Raw genomic sequence first — 12,149 nt, 5'->3', positions numbered from 1 at the left:
CCATATTAGCCAACCCTTTAGAGTTTTTTAACGCAACCGCCCCCCACCCCCCCCCCCGCCCGAAAAAACTCGGCACGCGGCGGCTTCCCCCGAAACCAAACCTTTCCGCGATTATTTTCTCAGGCGCCACGAGGCGGAAGACCCGCCATAATGCCGGTTGCGGCGGAACCAGCCGCCACTTGTGTCAGATTGCCTCGCTTTAGCGCAGCAGAAGCGATTTTCTTCGCCGCGGAATTGCTCTATGAGAAAGACAACACCTTTGCCTATCGACTGAAAGCCCAGGAGCGACACATGGCCGGACACAGCATTCCCCACTTCCAGAACAGCGCTGGTCACGCCGCCATCAGCATTGGCGTCAAGGAATTCATGTGCGTCGGCGCCAATCCGCCTTTCGATCACCCGCATGTCTTCCTCGACCTTGGCGATGACAATGAAAAGGTCTGCCCCTACTGCTCGACGCTGTACCGGTACGATGCGTCGCTCTCCGCCGGGGAAACGGTTCCTGCCGGCTGCACCTATGTGGACAACAAGGCTGCCTGATTGCAAACGCCCGTCATCGATCTGAAGACGGCTCGCAACAGGCGAACTCCCAATCCTGATCAAATCATCATTGCGGGTGCCGGTATCGCCGGCCTGACACTGGCGCTGGCGCTGAGCGCCAAAGGCTTTGCCGTCCAGATCTTTGAGAAGAGCGCCATTCTGGCCGAAGCGGGCGCCGGATTGCAGCTTTCGCCCAATGCCACCCGCCTGCTCGGCCGCCTCGGCGTCCTGGACAGGCTGCTGCCCCATGCCGTGCAGCCGGATGCGGTCTGCCTGCAGGACGGCGTGAGCGGGGAGAAGCTGCTGCACCTGCCCATCGGCAAGGCCGCGGTACAACGCTGGCACGCGCCCTACATCGTCTGCCACCGCGCCGACCTGCAGCAGGCACTCCTTGCCGAAGTGCGCCAGCGCGGCAACATCGCCATGCAGCTGGAATCGGCCGTTACCCATCACAACAGCGACGCTCAGGGTGTGCTGGTTCGTGTGCAATACAATGACCGCATCGAAGAGCATCGCGGCGCCCTGCTGGTGGGCTCCGACGGTGTCTGGTCGAACACCCGCAATGCGCTGTCAGACCTTGATCGCGCCCGCTATACCGGCTCCATCGCCTGGCGCGTGTCCGTGCCTGCCGATCGCCTCCCTGCTTCGTTCAGCGCCCTCCTGCCGGAAGGAACCAATGTCGTTGCCTGGACCGGCGGCAATGCGCACCTTATCGCCTACCCCATCCGTTCGGGCGAGCTGATGAATTTCGTGGCGGTGGCGCGCGACCGGAAAAACCCCGGGCGCTGGGAGATCGAAGTCAATCCGCAGGCGCCGAACCAGAATTTTACCAGGGATTTCTACTGGTGGCATCCGGGCATCCGCGATCTGGTGCTGTCGGCCGGCCAGTGGACGCCCTGGCGCCTGTTCGAAATGAAGCGGTGCAGCTTCCTGCGGGATCAGCGGCTTGTGCTGATCGGCGACGCAGCCCACGCGATGACGCCCTATGCGGCCCAAGGCGCAGCCATGGCCATCGAGGATGCCTGCGCTCTTGCCGCCGCACTCGGCCATGGCCGCGAGGACTGGCCCGCAGCCCTGGCGGCCTATGCCAGGAACCGGACAAAGCGCATCGAGTCGGTGGTGCGGCGCGGCGCGCTCAATCAATTGGCCTATCACGCCAAGGGGCCGGTGGCGCTTGCCCGCAACCTGCTGCTGCGCAACCGGCCTGCTGAAAAGTTCGTGGCGGGTTTCGACTGGCTTTATGGATTTGATGCGGAAAAGCCCAACGGCGAGATTTGATCGCCAGTCGCATTGTTGTAGCGCTTGAGTGACCAGACCAGGCTTTGCGGCAAGGGATTCCAGGCGCCGGTGCGCAGGCCGCCTGCCCGCAATACGGCGCCGGTCCAGGTATTGCAGCCGAGCAATGCGGTGAAATAACCATTGGCTTCGAAGAAACGGTCATTCAGACCATATCCGGCGCCTTCGATCATCATCGCCTTGCCCTCGGCGTTCAGCCGGAAACTACCGAGCATATGCGCAAGCATCGCTTCGAAAGCTTCGGGGCCGACCGTCAACCGCTCGATACCGGGCTGGTCCGTGTTGACGACCCCGATGGGCTCCACATGCATCGTGGAACGATCAAGCGTCAAACCACGCATCAGGGGCATGAATTTGAGTTCGGCCCAGGTGGGTGTTTCAAGATAGAAGCTGCGCCCTCCCCAGCCCACAACAATCCAGGCAATACGCGGGTCGGTCAGTTGGAAATTCTCCCCGTTCAGGATGGACAGCCGCGCCATGACATCGGGATCGGCGGGAAATGCGATGTCCGTATGAATGGGATTGGACAAGAGAAGGACGGTACGGCCAGCGAGCGGCGGAGAGGCTGTCTGCGCGAAGAACGACCGCGGTATCAGGGCACCGGCCACAAACAGCAAAACAGCGGCCACGAGGGCCGCTGCGATGGATGTCCCGACGATGCGCAGAATTCTCAATGCAGGATCTGGCTGAGGAACAGCTTGGTGCGCTCGTGCTGCGGATTGTCGAAGAATGCCGCCGGTTCGTTCTGCTCAACGATCTGGCCCTGATCCATGAAGATCACACGGTTTGCCACCTGGCGGGCAAAGCCCATTTCGTGGGTGACGCACACCATGGTCATGCCTTCTTCGGCCAGTTGAACCATGGTGTCGAGCACTTCCTTGATCATTTCCGGATCGAGCGCCGAGGTCGGCTCGTCGAACAGCATGATGCGCGGGTTCATGCACAGCGAACGGGCGATGGCCACACGCTGCTGCTGGCCGCCGGACAGCTGGCCGGGATATTTGTTGGCCTGTTCCGGAATCTTGACGCGCTCGAGATAATGCATGGCAATCTCGTCTGCCTTCTTCTTCGGCATCTTGCGCACCCAGATCGGCGCGAGTGTGCAATTTTCCAGAATCGTCAGGTGCGGAAACAGGTTGAAGTGCTGGAACACCATGCCCACTTCGCGCCGGACTTCATCGATCTTTTTCAGGTCGTTGGTCAGTTCGATGCCGTCGACAAGGATCTTGCCGCTCTGGTGCTCTTCGAGGCGGTTGATGCAGCGGATCATCGTCGACTTGCCCGACCCCGAAGGTCCGGCAATGACGATGCGCTCGCCGCGCATCACCTTGAGGTTGATGTCCTTGAGGACGTGGAAATCGCCATACCACTTGTTCATGTTGGTAATCTCGACGGCTACATCGGTCTTGGAGACCTGCATGAGCGAGCGGTCGACATGAATTTCGGATGGATCGACAACGTTTTGAGTGGTCATGCAGATGCTCCTTAGCGTTTATGTCCTGTGTCCAGCCTGCGTTCCATGAAGATGGAATAACGCGACATGCCGAAACAGAAAATCCAGAATACGAAACCGGCGAAAATCAGGCCGGATATGGGGGTTTGCGGGGATGCCCAATTGGCATCGTTGAAGTGCTGACGCACGGTTCCGAGCAGATCGAACATGCTGATGATGGACACCAGCGATGTATCCTTGAACAGACCGATGAAGGTGTTGACGATCCCCGGGATCACCATCTTCAGCGCCTGCGGCAGGATGATGAGGCCGGTTTTCTGCCAGTAGCTCAATCCCAGCGAGTCAGCACCTTCGTACTGCCCTTTGGGAATTGCCTGCAGGCCGCCGCGCACCACTTCCGCCATATAGGCCGATGCGAACAGCGCCACGCCGATCAGGGCGCGGAGGAACTTGTCGAAGGTCACGCCCGGCGGCAGGAACAATGGCAGCATGTAACTGGCCATGAACAGCACGGTCACCAGAGGGATGCCCCGCACCATTTCGATGAAAACGACGCACAGCATCTTGATGACGGGCATTTTCGACCGGCGTCCCAAGGCCAGGACGATGCCGAGCGGCAAGGACACGGAAATGCCGACGAAAGACAGAACCAGCGTGACAAGCAGGCCGCCCCACGTCGCCGTTTCGATATAGGGAAGGCCAAACCAGCCGCCAACCAGCAGGAAGAATGCAACGATCGGGAAGACAAAGAAGAACACGATCGCATTGGCGGATTTGAAGGGAATCCTCGGGATCAGCAGCGGAACCAACAGGACGACGAACATGACGCCGACAATGTTGACACGCCAGTGCTGGTCCTGCGGATAGCGGCCATACATGAACTGGTTGAAATTGGCGTTCACATAGGCCCAGCAGGCACCCGACCAGCCTTCCGGCTGGGTACCGCCCTGGGACACCGTCGCGCAAACCGCCCGATCCACCCCCGACCAGGAAGCCTGGACGAACAGCCAGTTGATCATCGGCGGCACGAACCAGACGAGAAGGAAGAGCGCAAACACCGTCAGAGCGGCATCGGCGGGCGTTGCCATCAGGTTGATGCGTATCCAGCGGACGATTCCCCGCTCGCCCAGCGGCGGCGTCTGGCCCTGCAGCATTTCGGTACGAACGAAACTCAGATTGTTATCGGCCATGATCAGCGCTCCACCAATGCCATTTTGGCGTTGAACCAGTTCATGAACAGCGATGTGAGCACGCTCAGGCTGAGATAGATCACAATGAAAATCGCCACCACTTCAATGGAACGGCCGGTCTGGTTGAGGATGGTTCCGCCGACGGCAAACAGATCGGGATAGCCGACCGCGACCGCAAGCGACGAGTTCTTCGTCAGGTTGAGATACTGGCTGGTCAGCGGCGGAATGATGATGCGCAGGGCCTGCGGCACGACGACAAGCCGCGTCGTTGTGCCTGCGCGCAGCCCGAGCGCATGCGACGCCTCACTCTGGCCTTTTCCCACACCGCGAATGCCGGCGCGGACGATCTCGGCAATGAAGGATGCGGTGTAGAAGGACAGCGCGAGATAGAGCGACATGAACTCCGGTCCGACCAGAGCGCCGCCCTTGATGTTGAAGCCGCCGAGTTCCGGATAATTCATGGTAACCGGAAAGCCCTTGAGCGCGAATGCCAGGAAAGGCAGGCCGATGATCAGCGCCAGCGAGGTCCACAACACCGGAAAGCGCTGGCCGGTCGCCATCTGCCGTTTATTGGCCCAGCGACGGACCAGAAAGGCGCCGATGACGGCAAGCACAAAGGCAACGCCAGCCAGCCAGGCACCCTGGCCGAAAACCGGCACGGCAAAGAAGAAACCGCGATTGTTCAGGAAACTGAACGGCAGCGCGATGCTCTGTCGTGCCTGGGGCAAAACCGCCAAAACGCCGGAATACCAGAAGAAAATAACCAGCAGCGGCGGAATATTGCGGAAAACCTCGACATAGACCGTACACAGTTTGCGGATAAGCCAGTTGTGCGAAAGCCGCCCGACGCCGATGATGAAGCCGATGATCGTCGCGGTGATGATACCGACGACGGCAACCAGCATCGTGTTCAAAATACCGACATAAAGCGCCTTTATATAGGTCGAGTCGCTTGAGTAGTCGGTGAACGGATGCGAGCTGATATCAAATCCGGAGCGGCCGTCGAGAAAACCGAAACCCGTTGCCAGATTGGCGCGCTGCAGATTGGCAATAGTGTTGTTGACAAACCAGTAACCCACAGCAACCAGTACAACCAGAACGACGAGCTGATAGATATAGCCGCGAATTCTCGGATCGTTCAGAAGTGATACTTTGGCGCTGCCTGTACCGGCAGGCGTAATATCCTGCGATGCCATTGACCCCTCATTTCTTTTAACCGTTTATTTTTATTATTTTTTATTTTTGTTATTTTTTTAATTGTTCCCCCGGAAAGGAGGACGATCCCCCTTCCCGGATTTCAGATCGATGACTTCAAAAAATCAGCGGATCGGCATTGCGTATTGCAGGCCGCCCTTGCTCCACTGAGCATTGATGCCGCGCGCAATCTTCAGCTTGCTGCCCGAACCGATATTGGATTCGAACACTTCGCCGTAATTGCCCACGGCCTTGACGATGTTGACAACCCAATCATTGGTCAGGCCGAGATCGGTGCCAAGCTTGGTGTTGGCTTCCTGGCCGAGCACGCGCTTGATTTCCGGGCTGTCGCTCTTGATCAGATCCTGGACATTGGCCTTGGTGATGCCAAGCTCTTCGGCCGTCAGCATGGCGTAATGCACCCAGCGGATGACGTGCGCCCACTGGCTGTCGCCCTGACGGACAACGGGACCGAGCGGCTCCTTGGAAATGATTTCCGGCAGAACGACGTGATCGTCCGGTGCCGACAGCGTCAGGCGAATGGCGTACAGGCCGGACTGGTCCGTGGTGTACACGTCGCAACGTCCGGCATCATAGGCGGCGTTGACCTCTTCAAGCTTCTCGAACACGACGGGATTGTATTCCATCTTGTTGGCCTTGAAATAGTCGGCCAGATTGAGCTCCGTCGTGGTCCCGGACTGAACGCAGACCGAAGCGCCCGAAAGCTGCAATGCGGAATTGATGCCCGACAGCTTCTTGGCGTTGATCATGAAGCCCTGGCCGTCATAATAATTGACGCCGGTGAAATCAAAGCCCTGCGAGTCACGGCTCAGCGTCCATGTGGTGTTGCGAATCAGAACGTCGATTTCACCGGACTGCAGCGCTGGCAGGCGGTCCTTGGCGGAAAGCGGCGTAAATTTCACCTTGGTTGCATCGCCAAAAATGGCGGCGGCGACAGCGCGGCAATAGTCGACGTCAAAACCGGACCATTCGCCCTTGTCGTTCGGCGAAGCAAATCCGGCCAGGCCGGTGTTGACGCCACATTGCAGAAAGCCCTTTTTCTTGACGTCATCCAGCGTGCCGGCAGAGGCCGCAGAAGCCAGCAAGAGCAGCGCCGATACCCCCAGAACGCTCTTCAAAACAAGATTTTTCATAACGACTAAACCCTTTTAATTGTTGCCCGTGGTTCCCAAGAGAGAAATTTTACATGCCAGCGGGTTCCCCCACACCCTTTTAAGGCTCCAGCATGTCTCCCATTCACCCCTGTATCGAAGGCCATTCTACGTGTTTGGTCAAGGGATAATCTTTGCTCAATATTTTTGCAGAAACGGCGGAATGGCTGCTTCGGAATGGAATTTTCGATTATTTCTTGGTCAAAAACCCCGATCAGCGCCAGAAGCGCTCGCGAAAACGCAAAACCGGGAAGAATCGAGTGCCATCGAACAGAAAAGCCGCCCGGCGCCCGGCGAGGAATCTGGCAAGCGCAAGGGTGAACAGGAAGCCCACGCTGTAGCCCGCGACCACATCCGTCGGATAATGCGCCCTGGCGATGATGCGCGTAAAGGCAATGAACATGGTCGCCAGGATGATCGGCACGCGCCAGCGCGGAAACCATAGCGCCAGAACCGCGCCGACCGCACCCATCGTGGTGGAGTGCCCCGAGGGGAAACTGGCGAAATCATACCCTGCGTGAAACGGCGAAAAGCCGTTGGCCCCAAGGGTGTCGATGAATTTCGGCCGGGCCCGCCCGATGCAGAACTTGGCGATATTGGTGAGGATTCCCGACAGCGCCACGGACCAGAATGCAAACGTTGCCTGGGCATAGATGAGGCCGAGACGCACGCGTTTGGCATGGGGCAGCTTGCGCCAGTCGATACCGATCAGACAAACCGCAATGAAAAAGGCCGGGATCAGATACCATTGCGACAAACCGATATCCGTCAGCAGCCGCAGGGAACTCAGCGGCCCCTGATGCGAGGACAGGTTGCGCGACAGCGGATCGTCGAAGGGATGCAGCAGCAGAATGAAGAAAAAGATCAGGACCGCCGCCATCGACATGCCCCCGGTCCAGGCTGCCGGGCTGCTCGGATAGGCCGGTGCCCGCATGCGGCGCAGGAAATTGACGATCGAGCGGCGCGCGCGCTTCAGGCCGGACAGGGATTGCGGATTGCTGGCATCAGTCATTGTTTCTCCCATCGACCCAAGCGGCCTTATTCTTCCACGCCCGCTGTGCTCGCCTGTTGCAACAGGAACGCCGTGGCTTTATCGACTTCTCCCAGCAGTTACAATTGTTGGCATCGCAGTGCAGAGGATATTCCATGGGCAGAGAGTCGGACAAAATGGCAAAATTCGGGATCAACACACGCCTGGCCCATGGAGGCTACGATCCCAGGGATTATCACGGTTTCGTCAATCCGCCCATTGTCCATGCCTCGACGGTACTGTTCCCCGATGCGGAAACCATGGCCAGCCACAAGCAGAAATACGGCTATGGCACGCACGGAACCCCCACGACCGACGCGCTGTGCCAGGCCATCGACGAACTGGAGGGCTCGTTCGGCACGCTGCTCGTGCCGTCCGGCCTTGCCGCGGTAACCATTCCCCTTTTGGCGTTCCTGTCGCCGGGCGATCACCTGCTGATGGTCGACAGCGTCTACGGCAACACGCGCTATTTCTGCGATACGACGCTCAAGCGGCTCGGCATCGAGGTCGAGTACTACGATCCGCTGGTCGGCGCCGGCATCGAAAGGCTCATCCGTCCCAACACGGCTGTTGTCTTTACCGAATCCCCCGGCTCCAACACGTTCGAAATTCAGGATATTCCGGCAATCGTCGAGAAGGCGCACGCGGCAGGCGCCATCGTCATGATGGACAATACCTGGGCAACGCCGCTCTACCTGAAGCCGCTGGATTTCGGCGTCGATATCTCCATTCACGCGGCAACGAAATATCCGTCCGGCCATTCGGATATTCTCATGGGCACGATTTCCGCCAATGAAAAATGCTTCAGGCAGCTGGACGATACCTATACGGCCATTGGTCTGTGCGTGGGCGGCGACGATGCCTATTATGTCCTGCGCGGCTTGCGCACGATGGCACTGCGCCTGGAGCGCCATGGCGAAAACGCGCTCGAAATAGCGCGATGGCTGGAAAAGCAGCCCGGCGTGATCGAGGTCCTGCATCCGGCGCTTGCGAGCCACGCGGGGCATGCCCTGTGGAAGCGGGATTTCAGCGGCGCTGCCGGCGTGTTCTCGATTGTCATCGAAGGCGAGACAAAACAGGCCCGGGCTTTCCTCAATGCCCTTGATATTTTCGCGCTCGGATATTCCTGGGGCGGCTATGAGAGCCTCGCGCTTCAGGTCAACCTGTCCGACCGGGTGCTGACGGGCAAGCATTACAAGGGTCCGCTCATCCGCCTGCAGGTTGGCCTCGAGGATACCAAAGACCTCATCGCCGATCTGGAAAAGGCGCTCGCCGCGGCAAGAAGTGCGCAATAACGCAATAAACAGAAGGTGATTTCGTCTTCCCGATTGTTCCTGTTATGAAAACGCCATGAGCAGGCTTGCCATTCTTCTGACGTTCCTCACGGCGTTTTCCGTCGGCTGGGTGCCCGTGTTTGCGGCGCCTGTCCGGTTGGCCGACGAAATGGCGGCACAATCGGCCGGTCAGATGGCCGGCCACGCCCATGCCTGTGCCGGCGACCAGAAGCATTGCACGGACACGGCCAAGCTGCCCCATCCCGCGCTATGCTCCGCCTGCATCGCCATTCCCGCCATCGGCATTGCCGCCGTGACCACGGCCTCGACCCGGATGCTGGTGCCGCACGGCATGGAGCTGCCCCTCATTGCCCAGGCCAGCGCACCGCTGTCGCCGCCGCCCAAACCGCTATTGATCGCTTCCTATCCTTCATAACGCACGGGTGAACAGGTCATAGCCTGTGCTTGTCTGTCTGACCTAAGGAAAGATCAATTCGATGAAAACCTCTTATCTCTCCGCCGCAGCCCTTGTCTGCGCCCTCGCCTTCACCGCACCAGCCCTGGCGCAGGAGCATAAGATGATGAAGCATGATGCCATGGCGATGCAGCCAACCGGCGATCAGGGCCCGTCATCCAAGGCATTTGCGCAGGCAAACACCAAGATGCACAAGGACATGTCCATCAAATTTTCCGGCGATGCCGACAAGGATTTTGTCCGCGGCATGGTTGCGCACCATCAGGGCGCAATCGACATGGCCAAGGTGGAGCTGAAATACGGCAAGGATGAAGAAATCCGCAAGCTTGCGACCGATATCATCGCCGCGCAGGAAGGCGAAATCAAACAGATGAAGGCGTGGCTGGCCAAACATGGCGGCTAAACCGTCGCGCCATCCATAAGGCATGCGAAAAAAATTACCCGCCGGGTCAAAGCGGCGGGTAATTCAAAAAGCGTCCAATGTGTCTCAGGAGGCGTTGTGATGCTGCATTTCGTAGGAGGCCGCGCGTTTCTGCAGGCTCAGTTCCCATAGACTATGGGCAGCATCGGCATAGGTTGACGTGCCGGCCTTGAACTCCGCCGAACGCAATGGCAGCAGGTCTTCCACGACATCCAGCGTTCTCGATGGAAGAATGTCGGTGCAGGTCCACAGACGCCGGAACACGGCGCTGATCAGAACCTGCCGGTCGTTGACCTCGATCTGAGGTTCATCGTGCCCGAGTTCCCAATCCTCCAAAGCATCAAGGGCGTCTTGAAAGGCACTATGCAATATGATGGGCGCGTGGCCGTCATGAAGTGGGTGCAGCAAACCAGGCATTCCTGTCTCCTCACTCTTGCGTTGCAATGCCGGGTGCTCCCGGAAACAGAATCATAAGGGCGAGCGGGCGTCATCAGCAAGCCAAAACTTCAATACAAGACCAATTGGCTAGAGATTTCTGATTAAATCGATATTTCACTACAGTTTTAAGCATCGACGTTGATATATTCATTATGAAAATCAGCACAACACGTTGATAAATTTGAGTTTACAGACAAATCATACGGCAGCGACGTTGCCGCCGTCCACCACCTTCCCCTGGCCCGGAGCAATGCTGCGCTGCCGCAAGTGCCGGCGAACTGATTCACGCTGCCATCTTGCCAAAACGGCGGCATTGGCCCATTCATGTCCCGCTATTCGTGATCGAGGAAATTGGCACATGACGACGAAACACCTTCCGCTGATTATTGTGGCTGTGCTGCTGGCCGGCTGCGGCAATATACAGGGGCAGCTTGATCGCGAGAAAATTTCGTCCCTGCACTACGATACGGTCGAGTGCCCCGCTTTGATTGCGCAAAAGAACAGCGCGATGGCCGAGATCAGCAGCCTGACCAATGGCGCGGGCTACCGGGAACCGAGCGTGATCACGGGCTTCGGTCCCATTCTGCCGGATTATCGCACCGCCAACCAGAAGAAGGCCGGCGCCCTGCAAGGACAGGTTGATTCCATGACCCGCTCCATCGCACGGCGGAAATGCACGGGCTGATTGCCCGGCAGACACCCGCCGCGCCGGTCCCGGCAAAGAAATGGCCCCTTCCGGGGCCATTCTTGTCTCATGCACCTGTTCTCATGAGCCGCGCAGCAGCTTGCACAGGGCAACCAGCGAGCTGTCATAGCTCATCGCGTTGGATGAAATTTCCGCACAGCGGATTTTCAGCTTCATCCTGTCCTGGGCCGTGAGCTGTGCCAGCCTGGCGGCGATCGCCTTGTTGTTCACACCGGGATTGAGGCTGCCCGGCTTGGTGCCGCCGCCAAGAATACCACCACCCGTCGTGACCCCGCCAGTATTGACACCGCCGGGACTGGTACCGCCCGGGCTGGTGCCGCCTGAATTGGTGCCACCACCAATGCCAACGCCGACCCCGGCGCCAATGCCACCGGTTCCACCGACATTGGCTCCAACTCCTGCGCCGATCCCGCCTGATCCGATATTTGCACCAGCTCCAGCCGTCACACCGTTGGATCCGCCGACATTGGCGCCAAGTCCGGCACTAACGCCATTGTTGACGCTGGCGCCCGCCCCCGCATTGATTCCGTTTGAACCGCCGACCGATGCGCCCACGCCCGCGGCAACACCCTTGGAGCCGCCAACCGATGCATCAGCACCCGCCTTTACGCCGCCGAGATTGGCGCTGGCACCAACGCCCAGACCGCCATTCTGCGAACCGCCGACTGAAACGCCGCCCACCGACAAACCTCCGGCAAGCGCCGACGTCGAAAGGACCGCAAGTATGAAAGAGCCAGCTACAATGCAGCTCGTCTTCTTTTCGAACTTATTCATTACAACCTCCCGATTATTACTATTATACCCAAGCATTCACAAACCAAGAACACCGATATATGCATCATTAATTGAAATAAATCAATACAACACTTGATATTCGATACATATTTTCTAAATAACATTGTTAAAACACAAATATTTTTACGCGAAACAATGATGTGTTTCGTATTTTCACTTATATCT

Annotated in this window: 14 protein-coding genes; 6 read left to right on the top strand and 8 right to left on the bottom strand. The window is 58.4% G+C overall.

Annotated features, from left to right (window positions below; genetic code table 11):
- Window positions 1-291: 291 nt before the first annotated feature.
- Together RDL77_RS23875 and RDL77_RS23870 are read left to right on the top strand one after the other, a co-directional pair.
- Window positions 292-540 (top strand): zinc-finger domain-containing protein, encoded by a 249-nt coding sequence (locus RDL77_RS23875; protein WP_288194980.1) that lies wholly within the window; start codon window positions 292-294, stop codon window positions 538-540.
- The gene (locus RDL77_RS23870; RefSeq protein WP_288194979.1) at window positions 541-1,818 is read left to right on the top strand and encodes an FAD-dependent monooxygenase; all 1,278 of its coding nucleotides are present in this window, start codon (window positions 541-543) and stop codon (window positions 1,816-1,818) included.
- Here the strand turns inward: RDL77_RS23870 and RDL77_RS23865 are convergent.
- From RDL77_RS23865 to RDL77_RS23840, 6 genes are all read right to left on the bottom strand, one after another.
- Window positions 1,779-2,510 (bottom strand): TIGR02117 family protein, encoded by a 732-nt coding sequence (locus tag RDL77_RS23865; RefSeq protein ID WP_288194977.1) that lies wholly within the window; start codon window positions 2,508-2,510, stop codon window positions 1,779-1,781. The genes RDL77_RS23870 and RDL77_RS23865 overlap by 40 nt on opposite strands.
- Window positions 2,507-3,310: an amino acid ABC transporter ATP-binding protein gene (locus RDL77_RS23860; protein ID WP_288194976.1), complete on the bottom strand. Its 804-nt coding sequence runs from the start codon at window positions 3,308-3,310 to the stop codon at window positions 2,507-2,509. The genes RDL77_RS23865 and RDL77_RS23860 overlap by 4 nt, the downstream gene beginning before the upstream one ends.
- Before the next feature lie 11 nt (window positions 3,311-3,321).
- Entirely contained in the window at window positions 3,322-4,479 is a 1,158-nt protein-coding gene (locus tag RDL77_RS23855; RefSeq protein ID WP_288194975.1) for an amino acid ABC transporter permease, read from the bottom strand.
- 2 nt (window positions 4,480-4,481) lie between these two features.
- Window positions 4,482-5,675 (bottom strand): amino acid ABC transporter permease, encoded by a 1,194-nt coding sequence (locus RDL77_RS23850; RefSeq protein ID WP_223615698.1) that lies wholly within the window; start codon window positions 5,673-5,675, stop codon window positions 4,482-4,484.
- A gap of 123 nt (window positions 5,676-5,798) precedes the next feature.
- A complete protein-coding gene (locus RDL77_RS23845) occupies window positions 5,799-6,827 on the bottom strand; it encodes an amino acid ABC transporter substrate-binding protein (RefSeq protein ID WP_223615697.1) in 1,029 nt (342 codons plus the stop codon).
- Between the two features lie 232 nt (window positions 6,828-7,059).
- Window positions 7,060-7,857 carry a phosphatase PAP2 family protein gene (locus RDL77_RS23840; RefSeq protein WP_288194974.1) on the bottom strand — a complete coding sequence of 266 codons (798 nt, stop codon included), beginning with the start codon at window positions 7,855-7,857 and terminating at the stop codon, window positions 7,060-7,062.
- Between the two features lie 134 nt (window positions 7,858-7,991).
- Here RDL77_RS23840 and RDL77_RS23835 point away from each other — a divergent pair, with 134 nt between their 5' ends.
- From RDL77_RS23835 to RDL77_RS23825, 3 genes are all read left to right on the top strand, one after another.
- A complete protein-coding gene (locus RDL77_RS23835) occupies window positions 7,992-9,170 on the top strand; it encodes a cystathionine beta-lyase (RefSeq protein ID WP_288194973.1) in 1,179 nt (392 codons plus the stop codon).
- Between the two features lie 55 nt (window positions 9,171-9,225).
- The gene (locus RDL77_RS23830; RefSeq protein ID WP_288194971.1) at window positions 9,226-9,585 is read left to right on the top strand and encodes a hypothetical protein; all 360 of its coding nucleotides are present in this window, start codon (window positions 9,226-9,228) and stop codon (window positions 9,583-9,585) included.
- Between the two features lie 61 nt (window positions 9,586-9,646).
- Window positions 9,647-10,027, top strand: a complete 381-nt coding sequence (locus RDL77_RS23825) for a DUF305 domain-containing protein (RefSeq protein WP_223615693.1) — start codon at window positions 9,647-9,649, stop codon at window positions 10,025-10,027.
- 84 nt (window positions 10,028-10,111) lie between these two features.
- Here RDL77_RS23825 and RDL77_RS23820 read toward each other — a convergent pair whose 3' ends face one another.
- Window positions 10,112-10,462 carry a hypothetical protein gene (locus RDL77_RS23820; RefSeq protein WP_223615692.1) on the bottom strand — a complete coding sequence of 117 codons (351 nt, stop codon included), beginning with the start codon at window positions 10,460-10,462 and terminating at the stop codon, window positions 10,112-10,114.
- Window positions 10,463-10,841: 379 nt separating this feature from the next.
- On the opposite strand from RDL77_RS23820, the gene RDL77_RS23815 reads away from it, so the two are divergent.
- The gene (locus RDL77_RS23815; RefSeq protein ID WP_223615691.1) at window positions 10,842-11,168 is read left to right on the top strand and encodes a hypothetical protein; all 327 of its coding nucleotides are present in this window, start codon (window positions 10,842-10,844) and stop codon (window positions 11,166-11,168) included.
- Window positions 11,169-11,249: 81 nt separating this feature from the next.
- Here the strand turns inward: RDL77_RS23815 and RDL77_RS23810 are convergent, their stop codons facing one another.
- Window positions 11,250-11,963 (bottom strand): hypothetical protein, encoded by a 714-nt coding sequence (locus tag RDL77_RS23810; protein WP_288194969.1) that lies wholly within the window; start codon window positions 11,961-11,963, stop codon window positions 11,250-11,252.
- Window positions 11,964-12,149: the final 186 nt, after the last annotated feature.

The sequence above is a fragment of the uncultured Phyllobacterium sp. genome (assembly GCF_902479695.1).
Taxonomy (GTDB): Bacteria; Pseudomonadota; Alphaproteobacteria; order Rhizobiales; family Rhizobiaceae; genus Phyllobacterium; species Phyllobacterium calauticae.
The sequence above is the reverse complement of the archived record's forward strand: the minus strand, read 5'-3'. Positions and strand labels throughout refer to the sequence as shown.